The 17,147-nt window shown below is 74.7% G+C and carries 17 protein-coding genes; 13 read left to right on the top strand and 4 right to left on the bottom strand.

Annotated features, from left to right (window positions below; genetic code table 11):
• Window positions 1–94: 94 nt before the first annotated feature.
• Complete coding sequence (locus MXD57_RS16945; RefSeq protein WP_250402295.1) at window positions 95–1,525, top strand: hypothetical protein; 1,431 nt, start codon at window positions 95–97, stop codon at window positions 1,523–1,525.
• Window positions 1,526–1,610: 85 nt separating this feature from the next.
• Here MXD57_RS16945 and MXD57_RS16940 read toward each other — a convergent pair whose 3' ends face one another.
• Both MXD57_RS16940 and MXD57_RS16935 read right to left on the bottom strand, forming a co-directional pair.
• Window positions 1,611–2,936 (bottom strand): PH domain-containing protein, encoded by a 1,326-nt coding sequence (locus MXD57_RS16940; protein ID WP_250402294.1) that lies wholly within the window; start codon window positions 2,934–2,936, stop codon window positions 1,611–1,613.
• Window positions 2,933–3,436, bottom strand: a complete 504-nt coding sequence (locus MXD57_RS16935) for a PH domain-containing protein (protein ID WP_250402293.1) — start codon at window positions 3,434–3,436, stop codon at window positions 2,933–2,935. The genes MXD57_RS16940 and MXD57_RS16935 overlap by 4 nt, the downstream gene beginning before the upstream one ends.
• A gap of 31 nt (window positions 3,437–3,467) precedes the next feature.
• Here MXD57_RS16935 and MXD57_RS16930 point away from each other — a divergent pair, with 31 nt between their 5' ends.
• Window positions 3,468–4,616 carry an NADH-quinone oxidoreductase subunit D gene (locus MXD57_RS16930; protein ID WP_250402292.1) on the top strand — a complete coding sequence of 383 codons (1,149 nt, stop codon included), beginning with the start codon at window positions 3,468–3,470 and terminating at the stop codon, window positions 4,614–4,616.
• A 21-nt stretch (window positions 4,617–4,637) separates the two neighbouring features.
• Here MXD57_RS16930 and MXD57_RS16925 read toward each other — a convergent pair whose 3' ends face one another.
• Window positions 4,638–5,657 (bottom strand): SAM-dependent methyltransferase, encoded by a 1,020-nt coding sequence (locus MXD57_RS16925; RefSeq protein WP_250402291.1) that lies wholly within the window; start codon window positions 5,655–5,657, stop codon window positions 4,638–4,640.
• Window positions 5,658–5,939: 282 nt separating this feature from the next.
• Between MXD57_RS16925 and MXD57_RS16920 the strand changes: the two genes are divergently transcribed.
• Entirely contained in the window at window positions 5,940–7,145 is a 1,206-nt protein-coding gene (locus MXD57_RS16920; RefSeq protein ID WP_250402290.1) for a sensor histidine kinase, read from the top strand.
• 117 nt (window positions 7,146–7,262) lie between these two features.
• Window positions 7,263–7,934, top strand: coding sequence for a response regulator (locus MXD57_RS16915; protein WP_250402289.1), 672 nt, complete (start codon window positions 7,263–7,265; stop codon window positions 7,932–7,934).
• Between the two features lie 78 nt (window positions 7,935–8,012).
• On the opposite strand, the gene MXD57_RS16910 is transcribed toward MXD57_RS16915, so the two are convergent.
• A complete protein-coding gene (locus tag MXD57_RS16910; protein ID WP_250402288.1) occupies window positions 8,013–9,185 on the bottom strand; it encodes a threonine aldolase family protein in 1,173 nt (390 codons plus the stop codon).
• A gap of 181 nt (window positions 9,186–9,366) precedes the next feature.
• On the opposite strand from MXD57_RS16910, the gene MXD57_RS16905 reads away from it, so the two are divergent.
• From MXD57_RS16905 to MXD57_RS16865, 9 genes are all read left to right on the top strand, one after another.
• Window positions 9,367–10,320, top strand: coding sequence for a Rossmann-like and DUF2520 domain-containing protein (locus MXD57_RS16905; protein WP_250402287.1), 954 nt, complete (start codon window positions 9,367–9,369; stop codon window positions 10,318–10,320).
• On the top strand, window positions 10,320–11,321 hold the full coding sequence (gene panC, locus MXD57_RS16900; RefSeq protein ID WP_250402286.1) for a pantoate--beta-alanine ligase: 1,002 nt from the start codon (window positions 10,320–10,322) through the stop codon (window positions 11,319–11,321). Before MXD57_RS16905 ends, panC begins: the two co-directional genes overlap by 1 nt.
• Window positions 11,318–13,039, top strand: a complete 1,722-nt coding sequence (locus tag MXD57_RS16895) for an L-aspartate oxidase (RefSeq protein ID WP_250402285.1) — start codon at window positions 11,318–11,320, stop codon at window positions 13,037–13,039. Before panC ends, MXD57_RS16895 begins: the two co-directional genes overlap by 4 nt.
• A 5-nt stretch (window positions 13,040–13,044) precedes the next feature.
• Window positions 13,045–14,022, top strand: a complete 978-nt coding sequence (gene nadC, locus MXD57_RS16890) for a carboxylating nicotinate-nucleotide diphosphorylase (protein WP_250402284.1) — start codon at window positions 13,045–13,047, stop codon at window positions 14,020–14,022.
• A 5-nt stretch (window positions 14,023–14,027) separates the two neighbouring features.
• Window positions 14,028–14,825: a type III pantothenate kinase gene (locus MXD57_RS16885; RefSeq protein WP_250402283.1), complete on the top strand. Its 798-nt coding sequence runs from the start codon at window positions 14,028–14,030 to the stop codon at window positions 14,823–14,825.
• Between the two features lie 170 nt (window positions 14,826–14,995).
• A complete protein-coding gene (locus tag MXD57_RS16880; protein ID WP_250402345.1) occupies window positions 14,996–15,655 on the top strand; it encodes a hypothetical protein in 660 nt (219 codons plus the stop codon).
• Between the two features lie 56 nt (window positions 15,656–15,711).
• Entirely contained in the window at window positions 15,712–15,891 is a 180-nt protein-coding gene (locus tag MXD57_RS16875) for a hypothetical protein (RefSeq protein ID WP_250402282.1), read from the top strand.
• Window positions 15,892–16,073: 182 nt separating this feature from the next.
• Window positions 16,074–16,505, top strand: coding sequence for a BlaI/MecI/CopY family transcriptional regulator (locus MXD57_RS16870; RefSeq protein ID WP_250402281.1), 432 nt, complete (start codon window positions 16,074–16,076; stop codon window positions 16,503–16,505).
• A 9-nt stretch (window positions 16,506–16,514) separates the two neighbouring features.
• Window positions 16,515–17,048, top strand: coding sequence for an amino-acid N-acetyltransferase (locus tag MXD57_RS16865; RefSeq protein ID WP_250402280.1), 534 nt, complete (start codon window positions 16,515–16,517; stop codon window positions 17,046–17,048).
• Window positions 17,049–17,147: the final 99 nt, after the last annotated feature.

Genomic DNA, 17,147 nt, shown 5'->3' with positions numbered 1-17,147 from the left:
CCTGGGGCCGCCGGGGCCGGTGAAGCTGTCGGTGTGGCCGTGATTTTACGGTGCGGGGACCCATGATTCGCCTACGCGCGGTAAGTTTCTGGCCATGCCACGTGGACGCCACCGCCATTCCCCGCCTCTGCACCGGCTGTTGCCACTGTCGGCGATCGCCGGAGTCCCCGTCGTCTGCGCGCTGGGTCCCTGGGTGTTCTCCGCGGCCACCGTGTTGCGCGCGCTGGCCGCGGTCGCCGCGGCGACCGCGGTCGCCGGTGCCGTCGTGATGCGCCGCTGGGACACCCATGCGGGCAAGCAGGTCGCCGACCTCACGCGCGCGCGTGCCGGCGACGAGTGGCGCTTCGAGGAGCGGGTAGCCGAACTGGAGACCGATCTCGAGGAGTCCCGGGAGCTGCGCACCAAGCTGGAGCGGCGGCTGCGCGCCAAGCGCGCGGAGCTGGCCGGGCTGCGCAACGAGCACGCGGCCCTGCTGCGCCGCTACGCGACCGCCGAGACCGAGCGGGCGAGCGCCCTGGAGGGACGCCGGCTGCTGGAGATCGAGGCGGGCGAGCCGTCCGGCGCGCTCGCGCTGCCGCCCGCGCGCAGCGCCGAGCCGGAGGCACCCGCCGGGCCCGGGGCGGCCGAGGCCTCCGAGGCGGCGGAGCCGTCCGGCGAGGAGAAGCCGGAGCCCGGCGCGGTGTTCTCGCCCGAGGGATCGCGCCTGTACCTGCGGGCCGCGACGGCACTGGCCCGGTTCGACGCCGAGGCCCCCGCCGAGCCCGGCACTCCCGCTCCCGCGCCCGACGCCGAGGCCCCCGCCGAGCCCGGCACTCCCGCTCCCGCTCCCGCTCCCGACGCCGGTGCCCCCGCCGAGCCGGCCGCCGGTGCCGCCGCCGAGCCGGACGGCGCCGCTCCCGCCGAGCCGGCCGTCGACGCTCCCGCGCCCGGTGCCGGGCCCGCCACGCAGCCCGGTCCCGGTACCGGCGGCGGGCCGGACGCCGACGCCAGTGCCGAGAAGTCGGCCGCCGCGTCCGTGCCGCTCGGGGCGGACGGTGGACGAGAGGGCGCCGCGGAGGGTGCGACGGAAGCGGCCGGCGCTCCCGGGAGCGAGGCCGCCGGCCAGGAGGACGAGGCGCAGGGGAAGCCCGGGGCGGCCGGGGAGCACACGCGCCCGGCCGCCGCCACGACGGCCCCGGCCCAGCCCGCCAAGTCCGCCGGGCAGCAGCCCGCGGGGCACTTCACGGTGCCGACCGCGGTGGCCGTCGTACCGGCCGCGCCCGCCCCGCGCCCCGTGGTCGAGGGCGGGTTCGACTTCTTCGGCACCCACAAGGACACCTCGGCCGAGGCGCTGGACTCGGTGCAGAACGAGGACCTGGCCGACGTGGTCGGCCAGGAGGCCCTCGCGCTGCACAAGGCCGAGGCCGAGGCCGAGTTCAAGACCGGCGACGACCAGGTGCGCGGGGCCGGTCAGGTCATCGACCTGACCGCGCACGACGAGACGGAGCAGATCGACATCCAGGGGCTGCGCAGCGCGGCCTCCTGAACCGGCACCGCGCACCCGCAGGAACGGAAGGGCCCGGCACCCCACCAGGGGCGCCGGGCTCCGTCGTACCCGGCGGCCGCCCCGATCAGGCCATCCAGCGGTCCGGGCGGGCGTCCCGGCGGCCGGTGCGGGAGCGCTCCGCCTGGGCGCGCAGCAGCCGGGCGGCCTCCTCCGCGTCACGCAGCCGGGCCGTGACGGTCCCGCCGGCTCCCGTGTCCACGTGCACGTCGGCGAGCCGCCACAGCCGCCCCCAGGGTCCCTGGGTGAGCCGCACGCTCTGCACCTTGGCGTGCGGGACCAGGGACAGCCGCCGGCGCAGCAGGCCGTGCCGGGCGGCGAACACCGCGTCCGTGACCACGAGGCCGTGACCGCGCCACCACACCGGTACGCACCAGCGGGCCCGGCGCGGTGGCCGGGCCGCCGACGCCGGTACGGTCACGCCGGGCAGCACGCGCGCGACGACCGATTCGGCGACCGGGCGCGGGGCGACCGGCACCAGCACCGAGTTGTCGGATCCGGCCACGTCCAGTTCCACCCGCACCCAGCCCGGCCGCCGCCACAGCAGCGGCTCCACGAGCCGCACCGTCTGGACCCGGCCCGGCGGGACCGTCTCGTGCGCGCGGTCGAGCAGTCCGCGGTCGATGCGCAGCCCGTCCGGGGACTCGCCCACCGACCAGCCGTACTCGGCGACGAACCGGCCCGCGCTGCTCGCGCCCGCGGCGCCCAGCAGCGGCACGGCGGTGGCGAGGACCGTCCACACGCTGTGCGTGGCGAACCAGAGCAGGGGCGGTACGACCAGGGCGGCGGCCAGCGATCCCCAGGTGGCGCCCGTCAGCAGCAGCGAGAGCACCAGCGCGCGCGGCGGCACGCGCAGCAGTTCCCGCGCCGGCGCCTCGCCGACCTCCCGCGCCGTCTCGGGCGCGAAGCCCGCCGCGCGCGCCAGCAGTTCCGCGCGCAGGGCGCGCGCCTCGCGCTCGCCCAGGAAGGCGAGTTCGTCCTTCCGGGCGGCGCCGACGACGTCGATGCGGAGCTTGGCCACCCCCGCCACGCGCGCGAGGAGCGGCCGGGTGACGTCCACCGCCTGGATGCGTTCCAGCCGAATGTGCGCGGTGCGCCGGAACAGCAGGCCGGTGCGGATGCGCAGTTCGCCGCCGGTGACCGCGAAGTGCGTGAACCACCAGGACAGGAAGCCGTACAGGCCGGCCGCCGGGACCAGCACGCTGAGCCCCGTGAGCAGCATGGTGCCGGTCAGCCTCGTGAGCTGTTCCTGCGCCGCGTTCGGGTCGTGCACGGCCCAGCCGGCGAGCACGGCGAGCGGCGCCCAGGCCCGCCGGAACGGCGTGACGGGGTGCAGCCGCCGCTCGGCGACCGGCGGGCGGTCCGGCACGCCGCCGGGGACGGGGGCCGTCACAGCCCCGCCGACCGGGCCTCGCCCAGCTCGCTGAGCCGGTCGCGCAGCCGTTCCGCCTCGGCCGGGTCCAGCCCCGGGACGACGGCGTCGGTCGCCGCGGCCGCGGTGTGCAACTGGACGCTGGCCAGATCGAAGTAACGCTCCAGGGGACCCGAGGTGACCTCCACGAGCTGCATCCGCCCGTAGGGCACCACGGTCTCCTCGCGCCACAGCACGCCGCGGCGGATCAGCAGGTCGTCGGCGCGCTCGGCGTACCGCCAGGACCGCCAGTTGCGGCCGAGCAGCCGCCAGAACCACGCGGCCAGGGCCACGGGGAGCAGCGCGAAGGTGCCCCAGACCGGTCCCGCGAGCAGGCCCGGCAGCAGCCCCGCCGCCAGGGCGAGCACGGCCGTCCACACCAGCAGCAGCAGCCGGCGCATGCGCAGCAGCCCGGGCGGCAGTCCCCGCCACACCGGCTCGTCCCCCGCCGCCCCGGTCTCCGCCGGGCTCCCCGTCTCCATGCGGCCAGCGTACGTAGGGGAGACTGGTTCCATGACTGCGACGGAGACGACGGTCGGCGTCGGCGGCGCCGCCGAGAGCACCGACATGGTGCTCAACATCGGCCCCCAGCATCCGTCCACGCACGGCGTGCTGCGGCTCAAGCTGGTGCTGGACGGCGAGCGCATCCAGCGCGCGGAGCCGGTGATCGGCTACATGCACCGGGGCGCGGAGAAGCTCTTCGAGGCGCGCGACTACCGGCAGATCATCATGCTCGCCAACCGCCACGACTGGCTGTCGGCGTTCTCCAACGAGCTGGGGGTCGTCCTCGCCGTGGAGCGGATGCTCGGCATGGAGGTCCCCGAGCGCGCGGTGTGGACGCGCACGCTGCTCGCCGAGCTGAACCGGGTGCTGAACCACCTGATGTTCCTCGGGTCGTATCCGCTGGAGCTGGGCGGGATCACCCCGGTGTTCTACGCGTTCCGGGAGCGCGAGGTGCTCCAGAACGTCATGGAGGAGGTCTCCGGCGGGCGCATGCACTACATGTTCAACCGGGTCGGCGGCCTCAAGGAGGACCTGCCGGCCGGGTGGACGGCACGCGCGCGTGCCGCCGTCGCCGCCGTGCGCTCCCGCATGGACGTCTTCGACGACCTGGTGCTCGGCAACGAGATCTTCCGGGGGCGCACGAGGGGCGTGGGAGAACTCGCGCCGGAGGCCGTGCACGCCTACGGCGTCAGCGGGCCCATCGCGCGCGGTTCCGGCGTCGACTTCGACCTGCGCCGTGACGAGCCCTACCTGGCGTACGGCGAGCTCCAGGACACCCTGAAGGTCGTCACCCGGGACGAGGGCGACTGCCTGGCCCGTTTCGAATGCCTCCTGGAGCAGACCCACAACGCGCTGGACCTCGCCGACGCCTGCCTGGACCGGCTGGCCGGGCTGCCGCCGGGTCCGGTCAACCAGCGGCTGCCCAAGGTGCTGAAGGCACCCGAGGGACACACGTACGCGTGGACCGAGAACCCGCTCGGCATCAACGGCTACTACCTGGTCAGCAAGGGTGAGAAGACCCCGTACCGGATGAAGCTGCGCTCGGCGTCGTACAACAACATCCAGGCGCTGACCGAACTGCTGCCGGGGACGCTGGTGGCGGACATGGTGGCGATCCTGGGGTCGATGTTCTTCGTGGTCGGCGACATCGACAAGTAGCGCCCGGGCGGCCGGCCGTGCTCAGGCGAGCGGGTCCGGGACGCCGACCGGCTGGAGCAGCCAGCCGAAGCCGCCGAGTCCGTCCGGGGCGGTGAGCTCGGCGGCCTCACCGGCGCTCGTGAGGGCGCGCACATAGGCCGCCGGGTCGGTGGCGGCCAGCGAGAGCGGGGGGCGTGCCCCGGTGAGGCGCAGGGCGTGCAGGGCGTCGCGTTGCGTGAGCAGGCGCGCGGGCGGGGCGGCCTGCGGGCGCGCCGCCGCGCACGCGTCCAGCGCGACATGCGCCGTGAGGTCGCAGGAGCCGTCCGGTACGGGCGCCGTCTCGCGCCCCTCCCGGAACCCGGTGAGGGTCCCGAACAGCGGGCGCGCGCCGGCGGAGTGCGCGTAGTCCACGGCCACCGCGAGCCCCCGCTCCACCCGGCGCACCGCGGCCGCCCAGGCCTCGTCCCTGGGCCGTCCGATCTCCGCGCGCAGCCCCTGCTCGGCGGGCAGCGGCCACCATCGCGCCAGCCAGTCCGCGTCCGCCCCCGACACCGGCTCCCCGAGCCGCTCCGTGCCGTCCGCGGCGACGAGCACCATGCGGGGCACTCCCGCCGGATCCACCTCGGCTACGTCCACCGGCACGTTGTCCAGCCACTCGTTGGCGAACAGCAGCCCGGTGACGGTCTCCGGGGGCTCGCCCAGCCAGACGATCCGTTCGTCCAGCGCCGCCGGACGTGCGGCGAGCTCGACGGCGTACCCGCGCGCGCGGGCGGCCACACCGGGGGGCAGCGCCGCGAGCACGGAGGTGACCAGTTCACCCCGCCCGGCCCCCATGTCGACGAAGTCCAGGGCGTCCGGCCGGCCGAGCGCCTCGTCGACCCGGCACAGCAGCCGGGCCACGGCGTGCGCGAACAGCGCGGAGGCGTGCACCGACGTACGGAAGTGCCCGGCCGGGCCCTCCGGCCGCCGGTAGAAGCCGCGCGGCCCGTACAGCGCCTCGTGGGCCGCCTGCCGCCACCCGCGTCCCTCGCGCCCGCTCCGCGCCGTCGCCTCGTCCGTCACCGGAACAGACTAGTGCTGTGACCGGAGAGGTCTGCCGGAAGGCTCGCGGCGTCCGGTGCGGTGCGTCGCAAGGCGGAGCATCGCCCGCGTACCGGACGTACTCGGGTGATGCGACGACGCGGCGAGGTGCCGTGCCGGACGCCGCGCGCCGGTGAACCTTTCCGGTCACGGCACCAGGCGTACAGGTGATCACTTCCTCCACCTTGCGGAGTACGCGTGCCCCGCGGGGATCGGCCCTCCGGTTGACCCGTGCACTCGTTTCGTCTCCCTACTCTGGGTTACGTGCAGCGCCTCTATGACTTCCTCCGCCGGCACCCGACATGGGTCGACAGCTTCTGGGCCGTCTTCCTGTTCGGGATCTCCGGTGTGAGCGTGGTGAGTCTCAGCAGGACGCCCGGACACCACATGCCGGTCGCCGGGGGGCTGGCGGTGTCCGCCGTGCTGTGCGTCGTCGTGGCGTTGCGCCGCAGGTTTCCCGAGCCGATGCTGCTGCTGGCCTTCGCGACCGGGCTGGCCCAGCTCGTCCTGGACGTCGAGTCGACCGTCGCCGACTTCGCCATGCTGGTGATCACCTACACGGTCGCGACGATGGGCGCGCGCTGGGCCTCCCGGCTCGCGCTCACGGTCAGTCTGTTCGCGGCCGCCCTGGCCCAGATCCGCTGGCCCGCCGACCACACCGGCGTGCTGGGCCAGCTCGCGATAGCCGTGTTCCAGACGGTGCCGTTCGCCCTGGCCTGGGTGCTCGGCGACTCGATGCGCACCCGCCGCGCCTACTTCGCGCAGCTCGAGGAGCGCGCCGCCCGGCTGGAGCGCGAGCGCGAGGCGCAGTCCAAGGTCGCGGTCGCCGCCGAGCGCGCCCGGATCGCACGCGAGCTGCACGACGTCGTGGCGCACAACGTGTCGGTGATGGTGGTGCAGGCCGACGGCGCCGCCTACGTCCTCGACGCCGCCCCCGACCAGGCGAAGAAGGCCCTGGAGACCATCTCCTCCACCGGCCGGCAGGCCCTCGCCGAGATGCGCCGCCTGCTGGGCGTGCTGCGGACCGGCGAGCACCAGGAGACGGGGGAGTACGTCCCGCAGCCGGACGTCGGCCAGATCGACGACCTCGTCGACCAGTGCCGCACCTCGGGCCTGCCCGTCGACTTCAAGGTCGAGGGCACCCCGCGCCCGCTGCCCAGCGGCGTCGAGCTGACCGCGTACCGCATCGTGCAGGAGGCGCTCACCAACACCCGCAAGCACGGCGGGCCCAACGCGGGCGCGAGCGTGCGCCTCGTCTACTTCGACGACGGGCTCGGCCTGCTCGTCGAGGACGACGGCAAGGGCGCCCCGCACGAGCTGTACGAGGAGGGCGGCGCCGACGGGCAGGGGCACGGCCTGATCGGCATGCGGGAGCGGGTCGGAATGGTCGGCGGCACCCTGGACGCCGGCCCGCGTCCTGGTGGAGGCTTCCGCATCAGCGTGCTGCTGCCGCTCAAACCGGCGCACTGACCCGACGCACGCCCCCCGTTGACACCTGTCACACCCCCCCCGCACGACCCGGCCTCCGGCTCCGTACAACCCCCCGTACAACCCCGCCCCCCTGACAGCGAACGGAAGAGGACCCCGATGACGATCCGCGTGATGCTCGTGGACGACCAGGTGCTGCTGCGCACCGGGTTCCGGATGGTGCTCGCCGCCCAGCCGGACATGGAGGTCGTCGCCGAGGCGGGCGACGGCGTCGAGGCCCTCCAGACGGTCCGCTCCACCGGCGTCGACGTGGTCCTGATGGACGTCCGCATGCCGAAGCTGGACGGCGTGGAGGCCACCCGGCGGATCTGCGCCGAGCCCGACCCGCCGAAGGTGCTGATCCTGACCACGTTCGACCTGGACGAGTACGCCTTCTCCGGTCTGAAGGCGGGCGCCTCCGGCTTCATGCTCAAGGACGTGCCGCCCGGCGAACTGCTCACCGCCATCCGCGCCGTGCACAGCGGGGACGCGGTGGTGGCGCCCTCCACCACCCGGCGCCTGCTGGACCGGTTCGCGCCGATGCTGCCGTCCGGGGTCAAGGAGCCCCGGCACAAGGAGCTGGAACGGCTCACCGAACGCGAGCGCGAGGTCATGGTGCTGGTGGCGCAGGGCCTGTCCAACGGGGAGATCGCGGCCCGGCTGGTGCTGTCCGAGGCGACCGTGAAGACCCATGTGGGCCGCATCCTGACCAAGCTCGGCCTGCGCGACCGGGTGCAGGTGGTGGTGCTGGCGTACGAGACCGGGCTGGTGCGGGCCGGCGGCCGCGGCTGACCGGCGGCCACGGCGTCCGGCGGCTCCGGCCGACCGGGCCCCGCGCGCGCCCGCCGCCCCCGGCGTTCCGCGCCGCGCCTACGGCGCCGCCGGCAGCCGGGCGGCGAAGTCGGCGACCGCGGCGCGCACGTCGTCCGCCGTCCACTCCAGACCGGCCGAGCGCAGGGTGACCTCGGTGTACGCGACGCCGGGGCCGGCCTCCTCCCAGCTGTTGGCGAAGAGCAGCACCGAGGTCTCCTCGGCCTGCCGCACCGCCGCCTCGGCGGGCACCTCGGGCCGGTACGGCAGCCAGACCTGGAACTCGTGGGTGTGCGGCACCTCGGGGTGCACGCGGGCCCACGGCAGGCCGGCCGCGGCGAACCCCTCGCGCAGCGCGGCCGCGACCACGCGCGCGTGGCGCACGTACTCGGGCAGCCGGGGCAGCTCCCGGTCCAGTCCGACGAGTGCCGACAGCGCCGTCGGGAACTGCTGGAAGACCATCCCGCCGTACCGGTGCCGCCAGGTCCTCGCCTGCTCGACCAGGGACTTCGGGCCGGCCAGCGCGGCGCCGCCGAAGCCGTCGAGGGACTTGTAGAACGACACGTACACGCTGTCCGCCAGGGCGGCGATCTCGTCCAGGGGGCGGCCGAAGTGGACGGTCGACTCCCACAGACGCGCGCCGTCGAAGTGCACCACCGCGTCCCGTTCCCGGGCCGCCGCCACGACCTCGGTCAGTTCCTCCCAGGAGGGCAGCAGGAAACCGGCGTCCCGCAGGGGCAGCTCCAGCATCAGCGCCCCGAAGGGTTCGGGGAAGTCGCGTATCTCCCCGGCCGTGGGCGGCCGGGGCTCGCTGGTCACCCGGACCGGGCGCAGGCCGGCGACCCGGCCGAGCGCGTGCCGCTCGTGTCTCTCGGGGTGGGCCAGGCCGTGCAGGGCCACGGTGGTGTCGCCGGTGCGGGCCGCCCAGCAGCGCAGCGCGACCTGCTGGGCCATCGTGCCGGTCGGGAAGAACGCCGCGGCCTCGGTACCGAGCAGCGCGGCGACCCGCTCCTCCAGGGCGGCCACGACCCCGTCGCCGTAGACGTCCGCCGGTTCGTCGAGGTCGTGGACCGCCGGGGCGGCCTCCTGCAGCAGTGCCAGCCGTTCGCGGATCGAGCCACGCCAGCCCGCGCGCGACAGCACCCGCCGCGCCTTCCCCTGGACCGTCCTGCGCCGTTCGAGCAGCCGCTGCGCCGCCGACCGCTCCTCGCCCTGCTCAGCCGTGTCACCCATGCGGGGGATCATGCCCCGCGCGGCACCGGCGCGGCACCTGGAATTCCCGGAGGCCCGGGCGCACCGGCCGTGGCGCACCCCACAGCCTGTGGACGACCGGCCGTCGCCCACCGGATAGCGTTAACATGACGAGAAATCGTCCGGTACCCAGAGCGGACTGGAACGGGAAGGCCACCGTCGCGTGAGTACAGTCCACCAGCCAGACCTCAAGGACCGCCCCGCGCGGCTCACCGTCGGCGTCGTCGGCGCCGGACGGGTGGGCCCCGCCCTGGCCGCGTCCCTCCAGCTCGCCGGGCACCGCCCGGTGGCCGTGTCCGGAGTCTCCGACGCCTCCCGCAGGCGCGCCGCGACCATGCTCCCGGACGTGCCCCTGGTGCCGCCCGCCGAGGTCCTCCGGCGCGCCGACCTGGTGCTGCTCACCGTCCCCGACGACGCGCTGCCCGGCCTGGTCACCGGCCTCGCGGAGACCGGCGCCGTACGGCCCGGGCAACTGCTCGTGCACACCTCCGGCCGGTACGGCGCGCAGGTCCTCGACCCCGCCCTGCGGGCGGGCGCGCTGCCGCTGGCGCTGCACCCGGCCATGACCTTCACCGGCACCCCCGTCGACGTCCAGCGCCTGGCGGGCTGCTCCTTCGGCGTCACCGCGCCCGAGGAACTGCGGCTGGCCGCCGAGGCCCTGGTCATCGAGATGGGCGGCGAGCCCGAGTGGATCACCGAGGAGAACCGCCCGCTCTACCACGCGGCCCTCGCCCTCGGCGCCAACCACCTGGTGACCCTGGTCGCCCAGTCCATGGAGCTGCTGCGCACGGCCGGCGTCTCCGCCCCCGACCGGATGCTCGGCCCGCTGCTCGGCGCCGCCCTGGACAACGCGCTGCGCTCCGGCGACGCCGCGCTCACCGGCCCGGTCGCGCGCGGGGACGCCGGCACGGTCGCGGCCCACGTCACCGAGCTGCGCCGGCACGCCCCGCAGGCGGTGGCCGGCTATCTGGCGATGGCCCGCGCGACCGCCGACCGGGCCCTCGCCCACGGGCTGCTGAGGCCGGAGCTCGCCGAGGACCTGCTCGGGGTGCTGGCCGACGGATCCGGCGGCACCGACGGCGCGAACGGGACCGACGGCACCGAGGGGAAGGCCTGATGACCACCGCCCTGCTGAGCACCGCCGAGGAGCTGCACGCGCGCGTGCGCCACGGCCGCCGTGCCGTCGTGATGACCATGGGAGCGCTGCACGAGGGCCACGCCACGCTGATCCGCGCCGCGCGCGAGATCGCCGGGCCGGAGGGCGAGGTCGTCGTCACCGTCTTCGTGAACCCGCTGCAGTTCGGCGCCGGCGAGGACCTCGACCGCTACCCGCGCACCCTGGACGCCGACCTGAAACTCGCCGAACAGGCCGGCGCCGACGCCGTCTTCGCGCCCGCCGTGGACGAGGTCTACCCGGGCGGCGAACCTCAGGTGCGCGTCACCGCCGGCCCCATGGGCGAACGACTGGAGGGCGCCTCGCGGCCCGGGCACTTCGACGGGATGCTCACCGTCGTCGCCAAGCTGCTGCATCTCACCCGCCCCGACGTCGCCCTGTACGGGCAGAAGGACGCCCAGCAACTGGCCCTGATCCGGTGCATGGTGCGCGACCTGAACTTCGGCGTGGAGATCGTCGGCGTCCCGACGGTGCGCGAGGAGGACGGGCTCGCCCTGTCCAGCCGCAACCGCTACCTCTCGCCCGCCGAGCGCCGCACCGCCCTCGCGCTGTCCCGCGCCCTGTTCGCGGGCCGGGACCGGCACGCCGCGCAGGAGGCCTTGCGCGCGCGGGCCCGTGAAGTGCCCTCCACGCACGCGCGTGCGGAGGCGCTGAGCGCCATAGGCGAGTCCCGCGCGGCGGCCGACGCGCACGCGGTCGCCACCGTCGCGCCCGGCGGCCCGGCGGCCGTCCGCGCCGCGGTGCACCAGGTCCTCGACGAGGCGGCGCGCCTCGACCCGCCGCTGCGGCTGGACTACCTCGCCCTGGTCGACCCGTCCGACTTCGCCGAGATCGGCGACGGCTTCACCGGCGAGGCCGTCCTCGCCGTCGCCGCCCGCGTCGGCACCACCCGGCTGATCGACAACCTCCCCCTCACCTTCGGATCCCTCGGAGCCGCCTCGTGACCAGCACAGGCATACGACTGCACGCGCCCGCACCCGGGTGGAACATCTCCGCGGACGTGGTCGTCGTCGGCTCCGGGGTGGCCGGACTGACCGCGGCGCTGCGCTGCGAGGCCGCGGGCCTGACGACGGTCGTCGTCACCAAGGCCCGCCTCGACGACGGCTCCACGCGCTGGGCGCAGGGCGGCATCGCCGCCGCCCTCGGCGAGGGGGACACCCCCGAGCAGCACCTGGAGGACACCCTGGTCGCGGGCGCGGGCCTGTGCGACGAGGAGGCCGTGCGCATCCTCGTCACCGAGGGCCCCGACGCGGTCCGGCGGCTGATCTCCACCGGCGCCCACTTCGACACCGACGACGAGGGCGGCATCCAGCTCACCCGCGAGGGCGGTCACCACCGGCGCCGCATCGCGCACGCGGGCGGGGACGCCACCGGTGCGGAGATCTCCCGGGCCCTGGTGGAGGCGGTGCGCGCGCGTGGACTGCGCACGGTCGAGAACGCGCTCGTGCTCGACCTGCTGACCGACGCCGGGGGCCGTACGGCGGGTGTCACCCTGCACGTGATGGGCGAGGGCCAGCACGACGGTGTCGGCGCGGTGCACGCCCCCGCGGTGGTCCTGGCCACCGGCGGCATGGGCCAGGTGTTCTCCGCGACCACCAACCCCGCGGTGTCGACCGGCGACGGCGTGGCGCTGGCGCTGCGCGCGGGCGCGGAGGTCAGCGACCTGGAGTTCGTGCAGTTCCACCCGACCGTGCTGTTCCTCGGGGCCGACGCCGAGGGCCAGCAGCCGCTGGTCTCCGAGGCGGTGCGGGGCGAGGGCGCCCACCTGGTCGACGGGGACGGCGTGCGCTTCATGCTGGGCCGGCACGAGCTGGCCGAGCTGGCACCCCGGGACATCGTCGCCAAGGGCATCATGCGCCGCATGCAGGAGCAGGGTGCCGAGCACATGTTCCTCGACGCCCGGCACTTCGGCGCCGAGATGTGGGAGCACCGCTTCCCGACCATCCTGGCCGCCTGCCGCGCCAACGGCATCGACCCGGTGACGGAGCCCGTCCCGGTCGCCCCGGCCGCCCACTACGCCTCCGGCGGCGTGCGCACCGACGCCCGGGGCCGTACCACCGTGCCCGGCCTGTACGCGTGCGGCGAGGTCGCCTGCACCGGCGTGCACGGCGCCAACCGCCTCGCCTCCAACTCGCTGCTCGAAGGCCTCGTCTACGCCGAGCGCATCGCCGCCGACATCGCCGGCGTCCGCGCGCGGGGCGGCCTTGGCGCGCGCGAGCCCGCACGGATCGAGCACCCCGAGACGCCCGGCCACCCGCTGCTGTCCCCGGAGTCCCGGTTCGCCATCCAGCGGATCATGACCGAGGGCGCGGGCGTGCTCCGCTCGGCGCACTCGCTGCGGCGGGCCGCGGACCAGCTCCAGCGGCTGCACGGCGAGGCCCGCGACGCCCTGCGGGAGAACGGCAAGACCGCCGAGCCCGGTGTCGACACCTGGGAGGCCACCAACCTCCTGTGCGTGGCCCGCGTCCTGGTCGCCGCCGCCCTGCGGCGCGAGGAGACCCGCGGCTGCCACTGGCGGGAGGACCGCGCCGAGCGCGACGACGCCCACTGGCGGCGCCACATCGTCGTACGGCTCGGTCCGGACCGCTCCCTGGCCGTACACACCACGGACACCGCAGACTTCCCCCCTACCCGGCCCCACCAGCGTTCCCAGGAGCAGTGACACACGTGAGCACCGACGACCTTCCCCTCGCCCCGACCGGCGGCTGCGGCGACGGCTGCGGCTGCGGCGCCGAGGGCGACGAGGAGTACCTGGAGTGCGGGCTCGACCCCGCGCTCGCCGAACTGCTCGCCGCCGCCGGCCTCGACCCCGTCGAGGTCGAGGACATCGCCAACGTCGCCATCCAGGAGGACCTGGACGGCGGGGTGGACGTGACGACGGACTCGACCATCCCCGAGGACGCCGTCGCCACCGGCGACTTCACCGCGCGCGAGGCCGGTGTGGTGGCGGGCCTGCGGGTGGCCGAGGCCGTGCTCTCGGTGGTCTGCACCGACGAGTTCGAGGTCGAGCGGCACGTCGAGGACGGCGACCGGGTCGAGGCCGGGCAGCGGCTGCTGTCGGTCACCACGCGCACCCGTGACCTGCTCACCGCCGAGCGCAGCGCCCTGAACCTGCTGTGCCGCCTGTCCGGCATCGCGACCGCCACGCGCGCGTGGGCGGACGTCCTGGAGGGCACGAAGGCCCGCGTGCGCGACACGCGCAAGACCACCCCGGGACTGCGCTCCCTGGAGAAGTACGCGGTGCGCTGCGGCGGCGGCGTGAACCACCGCATGTCCCTCTCGGACGCGGCCCTGGTGAAGGACAACCACGTGGTCGCCGCCGGAGGTGTCGCGCCGGCCTTCAAGGCCGTGCGGGAGGCCTTCCCGGAGGTGCCGATCGAGGTCGAGGTCGACACGCTGCACCAGCTCCGCGAGGTCGTCGAGGCGGGCGCCGACCTGGTCCTGCTGGACAACTTCACGCCCGGCGAGTGCGCGGAGGCCGTCGGGATCGTCGGCGGGCGGGCGCTGCTGGAGGCCTCGGGCCGGCTCACCCTGGCCACCGCGCGCGCGTACGCCGAGACCGGGGTGGACTTCCTCGCCGTCGGCGCCCTCACCCACTCCTCGCCGATCCTGGACATCGGCCTGGACCTGCGCGAGGCGGAGTAACGCCCATGCTGCTCACGATCGACGTCGGAAACACGCACACCGTGCTCGGCCTGTTCGACGGCGAGGACATCGTCGAGCACTGGCGCATCTCCACGGACGCGCGCCGCACCGCGGACGAGCTGGCGGTGCTGCTGCAGGGGCTGATGGGCATGCACCCGCTGCTCGGCGACGGCCTCGGCGACGGAATCGACGGCATCGCCATCTGCGCGACCGTCCCGTCCGTGCTGCACGAGCTGCGCGAGGTCACCCGCCGCTACTACGGCGACGTGCCGGCGGTGCTGGTCGAGCCGGGCGTGAAGACCGGGGTGCCGATCCAGTTCGACAACCCCAAGGAGGTCGGCGCCGACCGGATCATCAACGCGGTCGCGGCGAACGAGCTGTACGGCGGCCCGGCGATCGTCGTCGACTTCGGCACGGCGACCACCTTCGACGCGGTCTCCGCGCGCGGGGAGTACGTCGGCGGGGTCATCGCGCCCGGCATCGAGATCTCGGTGGAGGCCCTCGGGATCAGGGCCGCGCAGCTCCGGAAGATCGAGGTGGCCCGGCCCCGGAACGTGATCGGCAAGAACACCGTCGAGGCCATGCAGTCGGGCGTCGTGTACGGATTCGCCGGGCAGGTCGACGGCGTGGTGAGCCGGATGGCCCGGGAACTGGCCGACGATCCCGACGAGGTCACGGTGATCGCCACCGGCGGTCTCGCGCCGGTGGTGCTGGGCGAGTCCTCGGTCATCGACGAGCACCAGCCCTGGCTGACCCTGATCGGCCTGCGCCTGGTCTACGAGCGGAACGTGTCGCGGCTGTGAGGCGACCGGCGCCCGGGAGGGCGCCGGTCCCCGCCGTTCACGCGCGCGGGTGACACCGGTCGGGGGAAACTCTGCGGCGACACGCGGCGACACTACGCACCGATCTGTCACTTTTGTCCGATTAGCGGTAGCGTCGCCGCATGCCCACGCCATACGGATCCCGCGGCGGCATGGCGTTCGGCGCGCAGGAGCTGAGTGTGCTCCGCCGCGCCCTCGCCCTCGCCCTTCACCCCGGCCGAGCGTCCGCCGAGGACGTCACGGACTGCTTCCGCCTCGCCGCGTCCCTGGACGAGGCGATGCGCGAGGCGGACCGGCTGCGCGCCTTCCTGGCGGCCGACCTCGGCCGGTACCGCGCCGCCCTGCCGGGCACCGCGGCCGGATACCTCTCGCTGCTGGAGGAGGCGCTGGGCGCCGGGTATCGGCCGGTGCCGGACGACCTGGCCGCCCTGCGGGCGCTGCGCGGGAACCCGAAGGGCGCCGCCCTGCTGGAGCGCTGCCGGTCGCTCGCCGAGCAGGACGTGCGGGCCCGCTTCGCGCAGGGTGCCCGCGCGGTCCCGGCGCCCGCCGCGCCACCCTCCAGAACACGCCTGCTGGCCCTCACGGGCGGCGCGGGCGAGGGCGCGGTCCGGGCGGCCGAAGGGCAGGAGAAGCCGGCTCAGAAGCCCGCTCCGAAGCCCGGTCAGACCCCACCCGGGCGGCCCGCCGAGCGCCCGGCGGGAGAGCCCGGCCCGAAGCGCCCCGTCCCGACACCCGGCGAGGTCTTCCCGCGGCGCAAGCCGCCCACGCCGCCGGCCGACCCGGCGCGGTCGCGGCAGCTCGCCGCCGGCTGAGCCCGCGACGCCCACCCCGCCCCTTTCGTCCCGGCCCGCGTGGCTACCCTGGTGCCATGGACTACGTCGCCGCCCTCGTGCCCCCGGTCGTCATGGCCGTGTTCTTCATCGGTGTGGTCAGGGTGATCGTGAAGACGCAGGGCGGGGCCGCCAAGGCCAAGGAGGACGCGGCCGTCGACGCCGCCCTCGTGCGCGTGGAGGGCGCGGGCGAGCCCCGCGCCGCGGGCGAGGCCTGAGCCGCCCCGGTCACCCGGCCCCGGCGGGGCGCACGACCCCCGCACCCCGGTGGTTCGCGGGGACGGGCGCCCTTTTTGTTCGCTTTGGCCGCCTAGGTGCACGTCCGGCGGGCCTTCGGCGGAATCTCCCACTATTGTTCTGTGCTGTGCCTCGCCCATTGGGAGAACTCGAAGACGCGGTCATGACGCGGGTGTGGAAGTGGAACCGCCCGGTGACCGTTCGAGAAGTCCTGGAAGACCTCCAGCAGGAACGGTCCATCGCGTACACCACCGTGATGACCGTTTTGGACAATCTCCATCAGAAGGGCTGGGTGCGCCGTGAGGCCGAAGGACGGGCCTATCGATATGAGGCCGTCTCCACCCGCGCCGCCTACGCCGCCGCGCTGATGAACGACGCCTGGTCGCAGAGCGACAACCCGGCCGCCGCTCTCGTCGCCTTCTTCGGGATGATGAGCGAGGAACAGCGCCAGGCCCTCAGGGACGCCGTGCGCATCGTCCAGGGACCGGAAACCGTACCCGCGCCGGAACCCGAACAAGCGCCGGAAGCCGTCGAACCCCGTGAAGCACGGGAAGAGCAGAACCCCGGCGCGGTGGGGGGCGCCTCCGGGCGATAGCGTCCGCCCATGTCCGCAGAACGTCCCGAAGTCCCCGCGAAAGCCATCACCGTCCGGCGGGCCCGGACCAGCGATGTCCCGGTCGTGCGTCACCTCCTCGACGCCTACGTCCGGGACCGCATCCTGCTCGACAAAGCCATGGTCACCCTTTACGAGGACATCCAGGAGTTCTGGGTCGCGGAACGCGACGACAACGCCGAGGTGGTCGGCTGCGGCGCGCTGCACGTCATGTGGGAGGACCTGGCCGAAGTCCGCACTCTCGCGGTGAAGCCGGGGCTCAGGGGCGCCGGCGTCGGGCACCAGTTGCTGGAGAAGTTGCTGCAGACCGCGCGCTGGCTCGGCGTTCGCCGGGTTTTCTGCCTGACCTTCGAAGTCGACTTCTTCCAGAAGCACGGCTTCGTGGAGATCGGCGAGACGCCGGTGGACACCGATGTCTACGCGGAGCTGCTGCGTTCCTATGACGAGGGCGTCGCGGAGTTCCTCGGTCTCGAACGAGTGAAACCGAACACCTTGGGCAACAGCCGGATGCTTCTGCATCTGTGATCGTCATTGCCCCGGTGCCCTATGTCCGAAACGCGCATGTTTCCGGACCGCGGCGGGCACCCGGGTCTCTCCCAGGGGTTTGTGTTTTTCCGGCAAAAG

It is taken from the genome of Streptomyces cellostaticus, assembly GCF_023630175.1.
In the GTDB taxonomy this organism is placed as follows: domain Bacteria; phylum Actinomycetota; class Actinomycetes; order Streptomycetales; family Streptomycetaceae; genus Streptomyces; species Streptomyces cellostaticus_A.
This window is presented reverse-complemented; position numbering and strand designations above follow the sequence as displayed.

Bases quoted from the DNA above. Each gene is read 5' to 3' on its own strand.
- MXD57_RS16945 (WP_250402295.1), top strand. From the start codon at position 95: ATGCCACGTGGACGCCACCGCCATTCCCCGCCTCTGCACCGGCTGTTG.
- MXD57_RS16935 (WP_250402293.1), bottom strand. From the start codon at position 3,436: ATGGAGACGGGGAGCCCGGCGGAGACCGGGGCGGCGGGGGACGAGCCG.
- MXD57_RS16915 (WP_250402289.1), top strand. From the start codon at position 7,263: ATGACGATCCGCGTGATGCTCGTGGACGACCAGGTGCTGCTGCGCACC.
- MXD57_RS16930 (WP_250402292.1), top strand. From the start codon at position 3,468: ATGACTGCGACGGAGACGACGGTCGGCGTCGGCGGCGCCGCCGAGAGC.
- MXD57_RS16865 (WP_250402280.1), top strand. From the start codon at position 16,515: ATGTCCGCAGAACGTCCCGAAGTCCCCGCGAAAGCCATCACCGTCCGG.
- MXD57_RS16910 (WP_250402288.1), bottom strand. From the start codon at position 9,185: ATGGGTGACACGGCTGAGCAGGGCGAGGAGCGGTCGGCGGCGCAGCGG.
- MXD57_RS16875 (WP_250402282.1), top strand. From the start codon at position 15,712: ATGGACTACGTCGCCGCCCTCGTGCCCCCGGTCGTCATGGCCGTGTTC.
- MXD57_RS16885 (WP_250402283.1), top strand. From the start codon at position 14,028: ATGCTGCTCACGATCGACGTCGGAAACACGCACACCGTGCTCGGCCTG.
- MXD57_RS16870 (WP_250402281.1), top strand. From the start codon at position 16,074: ATGACGCGGGTGTGGAAGTGGAACCGCCCGGTGACCGTTCGAGAAGTC.
- panC (WP_250402286.1), top strand. From the start codon at position 10,320: ATGACCACCGCCCTGCTGAGCACCGCCGAGGAGCTGCACGCGCGCGTG.
- MXD57_RS16880 (WP_250402345.1), top strand. From the start codon at position 14,996: ATGGCGTTCGGCGCGCAGGAGCTGAGTGTGCTCCGCCGCGCCCTCGCC.